Source organism: Streptomyces sp. NPDC033966 (genome assembly GCF_055575955.1).
This window is the reverse complement of record NZ_JBVIRQ010000001.1, coordinates 663,073-676,379: the sequence shown is the minus strand read 5'-3', so window position 1 is coordinate 676,379 and position 13,307 is coordinate 663,073. Positions and strand designations below refer to the sequence as shown.

General features: G+C 74.9%; 8 protein-coding genes. 1 reads left to right on the top strand and 7 read right to left on the bottom strand.

The window, feature by feature from the left end:
- Window positions 1-135 precede the first annotated feature (135 nt).
- Complete coding sequence (locus ACZ518_RS03090) at window positions 136-2,754, top strand: SpoIIE family protein phosphatase (protein WP_469111670.1); 2,619 nt, start codon at window positions 136-138, stop codon at window positions 2,752-2,754.
- A 36-nt stretch (window positions 2,755-2,790) separates the two neighbouring features.
- Here the strand turns inward: ACZ518_RS03090 and ACZ518_RS03085 are convergent, their stop codons facing one another.
- The 7 genes from ACZ518_RS03085 to ACZ518_RS03055 form a co-directional block, all read right to left on the bottom strand.
- Window positions 2,791-3,507 carry a PspA/IM30 family protein gene (locus ACZ518_RS03085; RefSeq protein WP_469111271.1) on the bottom strand — a complete coding sequence of 239 codons (717 nt, stop codon included), beginning with the start codon at window positions 3,505-3,507 and terminating at the stop codon, window positions 2,791-2,793.
- Window positions 3,508-3,542: 35 nt separating this feature from the next.
- A complete protein-coding gene (locus ACZ518_RS03080; protein ID WP_469111270.1) occupies window positions 3,543-5,657 on the bottom strand; it encodes a TPM domain-containing protein in 2,115 nt (704 codons plus the stop codon).
- Window positions 5,658-6,179: 522 nt separating this feature from the next.
- Complete coding sequence (locus tag ACZ518_RS03075; RefSeq protein WP_469111269.1) at window positions 6,180-9,221, bottom strand: protein kinase domain-containing protein; 3,042 nt, start codon at window positions 9,219-9,221, stop codon at window positions 6,180-6,182.
- A 45-nt stretch (window positions 9,222-9,266) separates the two neighbouring features.
- Complete coding sequence (locus tag ACZ518_RS03070) at window positions 9,267-10,049, bottom strand: succinate dehydrogenase/fumarate reductase iron-sulfur subunit (protein WP_469111268.1); 783 nt, start codon at window positions 10,047-10,049, stop codon at window positions 9,267-9,269.
- Window positions 10,046-11,983: a fumarate reductase/succinate dehydrogenase flavoprotein subunit gene (locus ACZ518_RS03065; protein WP_469111267.1), complete on the bottom strand. Its 1,938-nt coding sequence runs from the start codon at window positions 11,981-11,983 to the stop codon at window positions 10,046-10,048. Before ACZ518_RS03065 ends, ACZ518_RS03070 begins: the two co-directional genes overlap by 4 nt.
- A gap of 1 nt (window position 11,984) precedes the next feature.
- A complete protein-coding gene (locus tag ACZ518_RS03060) occupies window positions 11,985-12,809 on the bottom strand; it encodes a hypothetical protein (protein WP_469111266.1) in 825 nt (274 codons plus the stop codon).
- 100 nt (window positions 12,810-12,909) lie between these two features.
- A complete protein-coding gene (locus tag ACZ518_RS03055; RefSeq protein WP_469111265.1) occupies window positions 12,910-13,134 on the bottom strand; it encodes a hypothetical protein in 225 nt (74 codons plus the stop codon).
- Window positions 13,135-13,307 lie beyond the last annotated feature (173 nt).

Genomic DNA, 13,307 nt, shown 5'->3' with positions numbered 1-13,307 from the left:
CACGGGACGTGGCCGGAAAACAACGGGACCCTTTTGTGATCGTGAACGCCGTGCCGTACGGGGCCGTGGTGCTGAATACTTCGGTCATGGCCGGTCCGGTTGCGGTGAGCTGGAGGGGACGGTCGCGTGAGCGAGATACCTGCGCAGACACATCAGGCCCGTGTGCCCGGGGAGCCTTTGCACGACTCCCTGTGGCACAGCAGTCCGCCTGGCTCGATATACGACTACATAAAGGTCGCCTCCTTCTCGATCGGCCCTGACGGGCTCATCGACCAGTGGAGCCTGCGCGCCGAGGAGCTGTTCGGGCTCAGCGCGGCGCAGGCGGTCGGGCGCGACCCGGTCGAGGCCTTCATGCCCCCCGAACTGCGCGAGGGCGGGCACCGCAAGGTCGCCGAGATCCTCGACGGCAAGGAGTGGACGGGCCTGATCCCCTTCCGGATCCCCGGCGGCAAGGGGGCCCACGGGGTGGCCGAGATCTACGTGATGCCCACCCAGACCGAGAGCGCCGAGCGGGCGGCACTCTGCGTCGTCGTCGACGTGCGCGCGCTGCGCCGCATCGAATCCGACCTCGCCGCATCACAGGCCATATTCGGCCAATCTCCCTTCGGGTTCCTGCTCTTCGGCACCGACCTCACCGTGCAGCGGGCCAACCGGCGCTTCGCGACCGTCTTCGGCGGAGCGGTCGAGGAGCACCGCGGCCGCACCGTCCACGACTACCTGCCGCCCCACGAGGCCGACCGGATGGCCGAAGCCCTGCGCCGGGTACTGGAGACCGGCGAATCCGTCACCGACCTGCGGATCACCGGCGCCACCCCCCGCAGCCGCGACGACCGCCACTGGTCCATCAACCTCTACCGGGTGCACGACGGCACCGGCCGCCCCATCGGCGTCGCCGGCCTCGGCACCGACGTCACCCGCCGCCACCTCGCCGCCCGCGAGGCCGCCGGGGTCCGCCGCAACCTCGCCCTCCTCAACGAGGCCGGGCACCGCATCGGCAACTCCCTCGACCTGGAGACCACCGCCCGCGAACTCCTCGACGTCACCGTCCCCGGCTTCTGCGACCTGGCCGCCGTCGACCTCTACCAGGGGCTGCTGCTCGGCGACGACGACCGCCCCGCCCGTCCCCAAGGGCCCGGCGTGCCCTCCCTGCCCGACCAGGGCGCCCGCCGCGGCCCCTCCGCGAAACTGCGCCGGGTGGCCTTCGCCTCCGCCGTCTCCGACGCCCCCCTGTCGGGGCCCGGCGCACTGGTGGCCGTGGGGGAGACCCACCGCTACCCCGCCGCCTCACCCGGAGCGATGGTCCTGCGCACGGCCCGGCCCCGGCTGGTCGACGCCGCCGGTCCCGACGACCTCGTCCAGTCCACGCTGATCGTCCCGATGGTCGCCCACGACACCGTGGTCGGCCTCGCCCAGTTCTCCCGTACGAAGGGCAGCGAGCCCTTCGGCGAACGCGACCGGGCCGTCGCCGTGGAACTCGCCTCCCGGGCCGCCGTCTGCATCGACAACGCCCGCCTCTACCGGCGCGAGCACGAACGGGCGCTGATCCTCCAGCGCAGCCTGCTCCCGCCCGGCGACCCCGAGGCCGCCGGCCTCGACATCGCCTGCCGCTACCTGCCGGGCAACGCCGCCACCGAGGTCGGCGGCGACTGGTTCGACGTCATCGAACTGCCCGGGCACCGCACCGCCCTCGTCGTCGGCGACGTCATGGGCCGCGGCCTGCGCGCCGCCGTCGCCATGGGCGAACTGCGCACCGCCGTACGCACCCTCGCCCTGCTGGACCTGGAACCGGCCGAGGTGCTCACCGCCCTCGACGAGGTCGCCCGCGGCCTCGGCGCCCCCGGCGGCGCCCAGCAGGCCTCGCGCGCCGCCCTGCACTCCCGCGACGCCGACCGCTCCGAGGTCTACCTCGCCACCTGCGTGTACGCCGTCTACGACCCCGTCACGCGGCGCTGCACCCTCGCCAACGCCGGCCACATGCCGCCCGTACTCGTCGAACCCGCCGAGGACGGCGCCGAACCACGCCCCGGGCTGCTGCTGGAGATTCCGACCGGGATGCCGCTCGGGGTGGGCGGCGAACCCTTCGAGGAGGTCGAGGTCGATCTCCCCGAGGGCGCGCTGCTCGCCCTCTACACCGACGGCCTGGTCGAATCCCGGGACCACCCCCTGGAGGAGGGCCTGCGCGGACTGCGCGGGGCGGTCGCCGATCCGTCCCGCCCCCTGGAGGAGGTCTGCGACCACGTCCTGAACACCCTCCACACCCGGCACGGCGAGGACGACATCGCCCTGCTCATGGCACGGGTCCAGGGGCTGCCCGCCGGCGCGGTCGGCGACTGGCAGCTGCCCCGCGAGGCCCGTTCTGTCGGCCGGGCCCGGGAACTGGCCCGGGCCAAGCTGCCCGGCTGGGGCCTGGAAGGCCTGCTCGACACCACGGAACTGCTGGTCAGCGAACTCGTCACCAACGCCCTGCGGTACGGGGAGGGCGAGATCCGGCTGCGGCTGCTGCTGGACCGGACCCTGGTGTGCGAGGTCTGGGACGGCAACCTCGCCCAGCCGAGGCGCCGCCGCGCCCGGGACACCGACGAGGGCGGCCGCGGCCTCCAGCTCGTCGGCCTGCTCTCGGCCGGCTGGGGCACCCGCCGCACCCACCGGGGGAAGACCGTCTGGTTCGAGCTCCCGCTCCCGATGCCGGGCGGCGCACCGGGAGAGGCGGTCACCGAGCTCTCGGCGGAACAGCTGCTGAGCATGTACGGCTGACGGCTGACGGCTGACGGCTGAGGGCGGATGCGGGTCCTATGCCGCGCGGGCTTTGAGGGCGGCCAGGCGGGCCTCGATCTCCGAGGCCTTGCCGAGGTCCTCCAGCGACTCGAACTGGGCGTCCAGGGAGGAGGCCGCCAGCTCCGACTTGCCCATGGCCATCGCCTCCTCCCGCCGCACCTTCTCCTCGAAGCGGTTCAGGTCGCTCGTCGGGTCCAGGACGTCGATGCTCTTGACCGCGTCCAGCATCGTGTTCTGCGCCTGCGCCGTCCTCGCCCGCGCCACCAGCTCGTCCCGCTTGGCCTGGAGCTCCGTCAGCTTGTCCTTCATCGAGCCCAGGCCCGCCTTGAGCTTGTCCACGACCTCCGTCTGAGCGGCGATCACCGGCTCCGCCGTCGCCGCCTCCTTCTCCGACTGCAACTGCCGGCCCAGGGCCACCTTCGCCAGGTTGTCGAACCGGTCCGCGTCCGCCGCCGCGCCGGACGCGCGCAGCTCGTCCGCCTTGCGGCTGGCCGCGAGGGCCTTGCCGCCCCACTCGGCGGCCGCGTCCACGTCCTCCTTGTGGTCGGCCTCCAGCATCCGCAGGTTGCCGATGGTCGTGACCACCGCCTGCTCGGCCTCCGAGATGTTGTTCGAGTAGTCGCGGATCAGCTGGTCGAGCATCTTCTGCGGATCCTCGGCCTGGTCCAGCAGCGCGTTGATGTTGGCCTTCGCGAGCTGGGTGACACGGCCGAGGACGGTCTGCTTGCTCATCGGGGTCCTTCCTGGTGGGTCCGGTGCCTCGTCGTTCAGAAGCGGCCGCCGCCGCCCATGCGGCCACGGGTGCCGCCGCCCCCGTAGGAGCCGGGCCCGCTGCCGAAGCCCCCTCCGCCCCCGCCGCCGAAGCCGCCTCCCCCTCCCCCTCCGCCTCCGCCTCCGCCGCCGAAGCCGCCCCGGCCGCCGCCGCCCCGGAGGATCTCGCCGAGGATGATCCCGCCGAGTACGGCACCACCCCGGCCGCCGCCCCCGCGCCGGCCCGCGTACGGGTTCCGGTACGCCCGGACGTCCTCCTCCGCCAGCTGCTGCGCCTGCCGGGCCAGTGAGTCCGCCTGCTGCGCCTCCGCCAGCGCGCCCGCCGGATCCTGGCCGGCCAGCGACGCCGACCGCTCCAGGTGCCGCTGCGACTCCGCCAGCCGGGTCCGGGCCTGGCTGCCGACGGCGCCCCGGCTGGTGGTCACGTAGTCCGTCGCCGCGCCGATGGCACTGCGGGCCGACAGCTGGGCCTGGTCCAGCAGCGCCGCCGCCCGCCGCCGCCCCGACTCCTGCTCCCGCGCCCCCGCCAGGGCCTCGTCCAGCGCCGCGTCCGCCTCCTCGACCCGGCGCAGCGCGTCGATCGGGTCGTACCGGCCGGCCGCCTGCTCCCGCCGCACGTCGGCCAGTACGGACTCCGCCCGGCCGATCCGGCCCCGCAGGTCGCCCGTGGCGGAGCCGGCCCGGGTACCGGTGAGCAGGCCGCGCGCGTCGGCGAGGTCCGTCTCCGTCTCGGTGAGGGCGCCCGGCAGCTTCCCGGCCGCCTCCGCCAGCTCCTGCGCGCGCCGCTCGACCGCGTCCACCAGGGTCGCCGCCTGGTCCACCGCGCCCTCGGCGGCCCGTACGTGCACGGCGGCCCGGCCGTTGTCCCCGGCACCGAGGGCGGCCCGCGCCTCACCGAGGCTGGTCGTCGCGAACAGCAGCCGGTCCTCGGCCTGCTCCGGGTTGGAGGCCACCGGCGCGGCCGCGGAGTCCGCGTAGCGGCCCGTCAGCGCGGTGAGGGTCGCCCCGGCCGTCGTCGTACGGCCCGTCAGCGCGCGGAAGTGCGCCTCCACCGTGGCCAGGGCCTGCGGGGCGTTCTTCTCCAGGTCCCGCAGCCGGTCGAAGTCCGCCGACTCGGAGTCGAGCCGGCGGTTCGCCTCCGTGCAGCGGGCCACGATCTCCTCCAGCATCCGCCGCCGCGTCGCCTCGTCCTCCGGGTAGGCGTCGTCCAGCTGCTGGCGCAGCCGGAAGGCGTGCGTCAGCTCGTCCCTGGCGTACGCCACCGCCGCGGTGAAGGTGCCGACCGCGTCGTCGCCGAACTGCGCCGTCGCGAAGCCGAGCTCCTCGGTGCTCGTGCGGACGGCGTCGTCGGTCTCCACGAGCAGGGCCTTCGCCCTGGCGTCGAGCTCGGGCAGCGGAGCGGGCCCCGCCCGCGCCCCGTCCCAGCCGGGGTGGGCGGTGGTGGTGCCCCGGCCCGTCCCGTCGCGCTTCCTGCGGCGGCGGTACGCGTACACCCCGAGCGCCCCGGCCGCACCGACGGCGACCACCGGCAGCACGAAGTCCCCGGCCCCGCCCTCGCCTTCCGGCGCGGCACCGGGATCGGCGGTGCCGGGGGTGACGGCGGGCACGGGCACCGGCTTTCCGCCGAGCACCGCGTCGTAGCCGTTCGCCGCGCCGATGGCGGCACCCGCCCAGTCGTTCTGGCGCAGGGCGGGCTCGATGGCGGTACGGGCGACGTCCGCGAGCTGCGCCTCGGTGAAACCGGAGTCGACATCGGCCGAATAGGCGTACTGGCGGCCGCCGGTCGCCACCGCGAGCAGGACGTCGTCCTGGCCGAGGCCGTTCTTCTGGGCGGTGGCGTCCGCCCAGCTCTGCGGGGCGCGGCCGGAGAAGTCGCGCACGTACGCCACGAAGAGCTGGACCTTCCGGTCGGCGTACAGCCGCTCCAGCGCGGCGGCCACGGCGGGCCCCCGGTCCCCGAGGGCGCCGACGCGGTCGGTGACCTGCCCCTGCCGCGACAGCGCGACGGGATCCTCGGCGCGGGCCGGCGCCGTCGGCAGCACGAGCAGCACGGGCAGCGCGGCGGCGACGATCAGGGCCCGGAGGGCGGCGGTGCCTCTCAGCGGATACACATCTGGGAGGCTATGGGGCCCTGTGCGCCCCCGCACCTGGAACCCCCGTCCGGGGGCGGTGTGCCGCTGCGCGGGGCCGTCCCCTACCCGCCCTTCAACCTTTCTCGCCTCAGATGCCGGCGCGGCTCACTGCACGGCGCTACCGCGCCCGCGCCTCAAACGCCGGCGAGGCTCAAAGTGCGCTGCTGCGCGCACTCCGGCAAATCCGGCCCCGCCGGAGTTCGAGGCGCTGGGGGTACCCCCAGCGGTAGCTGGGGGAGGGTCCGGGGGCGGAGCCCCGGGGAACGGTGGAAGGCCGGTAGGGGACCTCGCCCCGCGCAGCGGCCCAGCCACCCGCAGGCGACCCACCGGCACCAGCCACGGGGCCCGGCCCGGCCCCGCGTCCGCCGGACGGAGTCCGGCGCAGCGGCGCGAAGCCGGGGAGGCCGCCTGCGGCCGAGTCGTGCGAGTGGCGCGTGAAGAGGGCGTGGCCGCCTGCGGCCGAGTCGTGCGAGCGGCGCGTCGGAAATGGGGCGCGGCGCGTCATGACGGGGCGGGCAGCGGCACCCCCCGGAGGGACGGCCGGGCCAGGACGAGGGCGTCCGACGCCACCACCGGGGCGGGGCCGTCGGACGGGTGGTCCCAGTGGCCGCGGGGTTTGCCGTTCGTGACGTCCAGGCCCGTCACGAACGGCAGGGCCGTCCGCCCCAGCAGCCCCCGCCGCCCGCCGTGGGAGGACCTCACGTACAGCACCCCCCGCCGCACCCCCAGCAGCTGCAGCACGCACGCCGTGCCCTCCCGCCGCGTCACCGGCCGCTGCCACCGCACCGCCCCGCTCTCCGCGTCGAGCGCGAACACCACGTCCCAGCCCTGTTCCGCGCGGTACGCGGCCGCGTACACCACCCCGTCCCCGACGAGCAGCCCCGCCGCCGGCGCCCCGGGCTCGAAGCGCCACAGCTCGTAGCCCTTGCGCCGGTCCAGGGCGCGCAGGACACCGCCGTCCAGCACGTGCACCGGCCCGCCCGGCAGGTGGTCGGGGGCCGGCCGCGTGCCGGCGTCGTAGCCGCGCGGCCACGACCACAGCGGGGTCCCGCTCGGCAGGTGCAGCGCCCGCAGCCGGCGGCCGTCCCCGACGACCAGGCACTCGCCGGCGACGGTCAACGCCGCCCCGCCCGGCAGCGGATGCCGCCACACCGGTTCCCCGGCGGCCTTGTCCAGGGCGGTCAGCTCGCCCTCCGCCGCGTGCAGCACCAGCCCCGGCGCCGGGGTCAGCGACGCCGGCTCCGCCAGCTCCCGCCACCACCGCACCCGCCCGTCCGCCGGATCCCGGACCACCAGCCGCCCGCGCGACCCGCCGCCCGACCCCACGACCACGCACACGGTGTCCGCGTCGGCCGCGCACCACACCCGCTCCGGCTCCGGCAGCGGCCGCGCCGGCACCCCCTCGTCGGCGGACGCCGTCCAGCGCCCGGCCCCGGTCGCGGCGCCCACGCACCCCACCTCGGCCCCCGCCGTCCACACCACCCGCTCCCCGGCCGCGTACAGCGCGTCCGGCCGGTCCCCGCTGTGCCACCCCGCCGCCGGCCGGGGCCCGGCCGCGCCGGGGCGCGGCCCCACCGTGCGCGGGGGCGGCGTACCGGGGTCGGCCGCGGCGGCCGCCAGCCAGGGCGCCCCCGCCGTGCAGTCGCGGGCGATCCAGGCCAGCTCCCGGCCCCGCTCGGCGGGTTCGACGAGCCCCCGCGCCGCGGCCGCCCGCTCCCGGGCGACGGCCGGGTCGAGCACGGAGCGGTGGCCCCGCACGCTCAGGTCCCGGGCGGCGTCCAGGGCCGCCCGGGCCGCCTCCAGCTCCGCGTCCCCGGTGTCGGCCAGCGCCTGCTCCGCCAGGGCCAGGGCCTCCGCCGCGCCCGCCCGGTCCCCGACGGCGGAGCGTTCGCCCGCGACCCGGCACAGCGCCCGCACCCGGGCCCCGCCGCCCGGGATCCGCGCGGCCAGCCGGAGTGCGGCGGGCAGGTCCTGCCGGGCGACGGCGGTGACGGCCTTGGACTCGGTGGCGGCCCGGACCACCGGGCTCTGGATCAGGGACAGGTACCCCTCCGCCCGGGGGAGGTCGGCCGCGGCGGACGCCAGCGCGGCCCGCGCCAGTACGGCCTCCTCCGCCGGGCTGCCGGCGAAGTACCGCCGGGCCAGCCGGACCCCGCGTTCGGGGGCGACCCCCGCGAGTTCCTCCGCGACCTTGCGCAGCCGGGCCGTCCGCTTGGGGTCGGGCACGGTGAACAGGGCCTGCTGCGCGTCGGTCAGCACCCGTTCGGTGCGGGCGGGGGCGTCGCGCGAGATCCGCCGGGCCAGCCCGGTCAGCAGCGCGGCGACCCGGGCGCCGTCGCCGTCCCCGTCGGTCCAGGCCCAGAGCTCGGCGTCCGCCAGCAGCCGGCCGGCGAGGCCCGCGTCGAAGCGCGCCGCCGCCTCCGCCGCGAGGGCGAGCCCCTCGGTGCGCGCCTCGCCGGCCCCGGGCGGCAGGGAGGTCAGCGTCTCCTCGGCCTCCAGCAGCAGTTCCCGTACGAAGTCCCGTACGGCCCCGGGAACGACGCCCGGCTCCGTCTCCGGCCGGGCGTCCGCCTCCGGCCCCGGCCGGGCGTCCGCCTCCGGCTCCGCCTCGGGCCCCGGCCCCGGCCCCGGTTCCGGCTCCCGCGGGGCTTCCTCCGCGACGGGACCCGGATTCCGCACCCCGACGGAATTCCCCTCCCCGGCCCGGCCCGCCGCCTCCCGCAGCGCCCGCGCCACCCGCTCCGCCGAATCCGGCCGGTCCCGCGGGTCCTTCGCCAGCAGCGCCAGCACCAGCCGGCCCAGTTCCCGCGGCACCCGCTCCGCGGGCAGCGGCACCGGCGCGTCCTCCACGTGGCGCCGCATCAGGACGTACATCGGCTCCGCCGACCCGAAGGGCGGCTCCCCGCTCAGCAGGGCGTAGAGCACGCACCCCAGCGCGTACAGGTCGCAGCGGGCGTCCACGTGCTCGCCGCGCCACTGCTCGGGCGCCATGTACGGCGGGGTGCCGAACATCCGCCCCGTCACCGTCCACCCGGCCGTGGCATCGGCGGAGTGCGCTATGCCGAAGTCGCAGATCTTCAGGCGGCCGCCGGGCTGGAGGAAGAGGTTCTGGGGCTTCAGGTCCCGGTGGACCACGGCCTGTTCGTGCGCGGCCGCCAGCGCCTCCGCCGTCTGCGCGGCCAGTCCGACCGCCTCGGCCACCGGCAGTCCGCCGGGGAAGCGGGCCAGCCGCGCCCCCAGGTCCTCCCCGGAGAGCAGCTCCATCACGATGAACAGGCGCCCCTCGTGCTGCCCCACGTCGTGCACGACGGTGATGCCCGGGTGCTGGAGGCGCGCCCCGATGGTGGCCTCCCGACGGAACCGGGCGATCAGTTCCTCGTTGGTCGCCGCGTCCAGCAGCACCTTGACCGCCACGGCCCGGTGCAGGGCCTGGTCGTGGCCGCGCCAGACCTCGCCCATGCCGCCGGCACCGAGCCGCTGGTCCAGCCGGTACCGGTCCGCCAGTACTTCCCCCACCCGCACCGCGAAGCCCCCTGAGATCACGTCGTCCGACGGTCATCCAGGGGGCATTGTCCACCGCCGAGTGAACTAACGGGGGTCGTCGGCCGAACGGCGCCGGATCTTGTTCCCCAGCCACACCAGGGGGTCGTACTTGCGGTCCACGGCCCGCTCCTTCAGCGGGATCAGGGCGTTGTCGGTGATCTTGATGCCCTCGGGGCAGACCTCCGTGCAGCACTTGGTGATGTTGCAGTAGCCCAGCCCGTGTTCCTCCTGGGCGGTGCGCTTGCGGTCCAGGCCGGCGTCCGCGGCCGCGTCCAGCGGGTGCATGTCCAGCTCCGCGACCCGCATCAGGAAGCGGGGGCCGGCGAAGGCGGTCTTGTTCTCCTCGTGGTCGCGCACCACGTGGCAGGTGTCCTGGCACAGGAAGCACTCGATGCACTTGCGGAACTCCTGCGAGCGTTCCACGTCCACCTGCTGCATCCGGTACTCGCCCGCCGCGACCCCCGGCGGGGGCACGAAGGCCGGGACCTCGCGGGCCTTGGCGTAGTTGAAGGACACGTCCGTGACCAGGTCGCGGATCACCGGGAAGGCCCGCAGCGGGGTGATCGTGACGGTCTCGTCCCGCCCGAAGACGGACATCCGCGTCATGCACATCAGCCGCGGCCGGCCGTTGACCTCCGCGCTGCACGAGCCGCACTTGCCCGCCTTGCAGTTCCAGCGGACCGCGAGGTCGGAGGCCTGGGTCGCCTGGAGCCGGTGCACGATGTCCAGGACCACCTCGCCGTCGTGCACCTCGACGGTGAAGTCCCGCAGTTCCCCGCCCTCCGCGTCGCCCCGCCAGACCCGGAAGCGTGCGTCGTATGTGGTCACCCGTACAGCTCCTCTTCGGCGAGGTACTTGGCCAGTTCTTCCTTCTCGAAGAGCGCGAGCAGGTCGGGGCGGATCGGCTCGGTACGGACCCGCTCCAGCGCGATCCGCGCCGCGGCGGGATCGGCGGGGGCCGGGTCGACGGGGCGGCACAGCAGGTTCACCGGCCGCCACTGCCGTTCCATCGCCGGGCAGTCCTCGCGGGTGTGCCCGCCCCGGCTCTCGGTGCGCTCCAGGGCGGCGCGGGCCACGCACTCGCTGACCAGCAGCATGTTGCGCAGGTCCAGCGCCAGGTGCCAGCCCGGGTTGAACTGCCGGTGCCCCTCGACCCCGGCGCGGGCCGCCCGTACGCGCAGGGCCGCCAGCCGCTCCAGGGCCTCGGCCATCTCGCCCTCGCGGCGGATGATGCCGACCAGGTCGTTCATCGCCGTCTGGAGCTCCTGGTGGAGGGTGTACGGGTTCTCCGCGCCCTCGTCGGCGTGGAACGGGGCGAGGGCCTCGGCGGCCGCCGCGTCGATCTGCTCCTGCGAGACCGCGGGACGCGGCGCCGGGACCGCCGCGTACCCGGCCGCGTACTCCGCCGCGTGCAGTCCGGCCCGCCGGCCGAAGACCAGCAGGTCGGAGAGGGAGTTGCCGCCGAGCCGGTTCGAGCCGTGCATGCCGCCCGCGACCTCGCCGGCGGCGAACAGTCCCGGTACGCCGACGGTGGCGGCGGTGTCGGAGTCGACCGCGATCCCGCCCATCACGTAGTGGCAGGTCGGGCCGACCTCCATGGGCTCGGCGGTGATGTCCACGTCCGCCAGCTCCTTGAACTGGTGGTACATGGAGGGCAGCCGGCGTTTGATCTTCTCGGCCGGCATCCGGGTGGACACGTCGAGGAACACCCCGCCGTGCGGGGAGCCGCGGCCCGCCTTCACCTCGGCGTTGATGGCGCGGGCCACCTCGTCGCGGGGCAGCAGCTCGGGCGGGCGCCGGTTGTGGTCCGGGTCCTCGTACCAGCGGTCGCCCTCTTCCTCCGACTCGGCGTACTTCTCCTTGAAGACGTCCGGGACGTAGTCGAACATGAACCGCTTGCCCTCGGAGTTGCGCAGCACCCCGCCGTCGCCGCGCACGGACTCGGTGACGAGGATCCCCTTCACCGAGGGCGGCCAGACCATGCCGGTGGGGTGGAACTGCACGAACTCCATGTTGAGGAGCGGTGCCCCCGCGAGCAGGGCCAGGGCGTGGCCGTCGCCCGTGTACTCCCAGGAGTTGGAGGTGGTCTTGAAGGACTTGCCGATCCCGCCGGTTGCCAGCACTACCGCCGGGGCCTCCAGGACGAAGAAGCGGCCGGTCTCGCGCTCGTAGCAGAAGGCCCCCGAGACCCTCTCCCCCGCGGCGGAGCCGCTGTCGGACGCGGTCTTGAGGACCCTGGTGACCGTGCACTCCTGGAAGACCTTGAGGCGGGCCTCGTGGTCCCCGTACTCCTTGAAGTCCTCCTGCTGGAGCTGGACGATCTTCTGCTGGAGGGTGCGGATCAGCTCCAGGCCGGTCCGGTCGCCGACGTGTGCGAGGCGCGGGTACTCGTGCCCGCCGAAGTTGCGCTGGGAGATCCGCCCGTCGGGCGTGCGGTCGAAGAGCGCGCCCCAGGTCTCCAGCTCCCAGACCCGGTCCGGGGCCTCCTTGGCGTGCAGTTCGGCCATCCGCCACTGGTTGAGGAACTTGCCGCCGCGCATGGTGTCGCGGAAGTGGACCTGCCAGTTGTCGCCCTCGTTGACGTTGCCCATGGAGGCGGCGATCCCGCCCTCCGCCATCACCGTGTGGGCCTTGCCGAAGAGGGACTTGCAGATCACGGCCGTACGGGCGCCCCGCTCGCGGGCCTCGATCGCGGCCCGCAGCCCGGCACCGCCCGCGCCGACCACGACCACGTCCCACTGCTGCCGTTCCACTTGAGCCATCTCAGAAGATCCTCGGGTCGGTGATGGTGCCGCTGGCCAGCAGGTACACGTAGAAGTCGCACAGGGCCACGCTGATCAGGGAGGCCCACGCGAGCTGCATGTGGCGGGCGTTGAGCCGGCTGACCCAGCCCCACAGGCGGTAGCGCACCGGGTGGCGGGAGAAGTGCTTGAGGCGGCCGCCCATGATGTGCCGGCAGGAGTGGCAGGACAGCGTGTAGGCCCAGATCAGCACGATGTTGGCCAGGAAGACCAGGGTGCCCAGCCCCATGTGGCCCCAGGCGTAGTGCTCGTCGCGGAACGTCAGCACGGTGTCGTACGTGAGGATGCCGGCGACCGGCACCGCCGCGTAGAAGAAGTACCGGTGCAGGTTCTGCAGGATCAGCGGGAAGCGGGTCTCACCCGTGTACGAGGCGTGCGGCTCGGCGACGGCGCAGGCGGGCGGGGAGGCCCAGAAGCCCCGGTAGTAGGCCTTGCGGTAGTAGTAGCAGGTCAGCCGGAAGCCGAGCGGGAAGACCAGGATCAGCAGGGCGGGGGACAGCCCCCACCAGCTGCCGAACAGGTCGAGGTTCGGCCCGCCGCGCATCTCCTGGCAGTTCTCCGCCAGGCAGGGGGAGTAGAAGGGGGAGACGTACGGGGCGGCGTAGTAGTGGTCGTCGGCGAAGGCCCGCCAGGTCGAGTACGCGATGAAGGCGAGCAGCCCGGCCGCGGTGCCGGCGGGCGACAGCCACCACCGGTCGGTCCGCAGGTGCCGGGCCGTGATCGCGGCCCGCGAGGGGCCGTGGACCCCGCCGGGCCGCTGTCGGGGTGGTTCCGTGCCTGTGGCCAAGGGGAACTCCGGGTGGAGTGGTCGAGGGGTGGCCCAGGAGGCCCGGCCGCCGGAGCGGCCGGGCCAGATGGGGGTGCTGCGTGCGGACGGGCTGCGGGCCCTAGGGGGCGCGGCGGTCGCGGGCCCCGAGGCCCTCGTCGTCGGTGTCCGTCCACAGCGTGTTGTCGTACGGGGTGTCCGGGATGGTCACCATCCTGGATTTCTCCGGCGGCCTGGAGGCGGCGGCCGGCGCCTGCCGGGCGACGTCCTTCTCCAGCTGCTCCACCGAGCGGACCAGCTCGTCGAGACTGCGCCGTACGGCGGTCAGATCGTCTTGCAGGGACATGACTTGCCCTCACTTCCGCAGGGTGCGGTGGCAACGCTCACGGGCGCCTGCGAGTGTCGCGCCTCCCGTCCCCGGTTGTGAAGGGACGTGCAGCGATTCCGGGCGCGCAGGCGCAAACCGTGCGCCCCTCCCTGCTCCCATTTTCATCCCTCGAACGAGGGAACGCGCGTCTG

Bases quoted from the DNA above. Each gene is read 5' to 3' on its own strand.
- ACZ518_RS03065 (WP_469111267.1), bottom strand. From the start codon at position 11,983: ATGGCTCAAGTGGAACGGCAGCAGTGGGACGTGGTCGTGGTCGGCGCG.
- ACZ518_RS03085 (WP_469111271.1), bottom strand. From the start codon at position 3,507: ATGAGCAAGCAGACCGTCCTCGGCCGTGTCACCCAGCTCGCGAAGGCC.
- ACZ518_RS03055 (WP_469111265.1), bottom strand. From the start codon at position 13,134: ATGTCCCTGCAAGACGATCTGACCGCCGTACGGCGCAGTCTCGACGAG.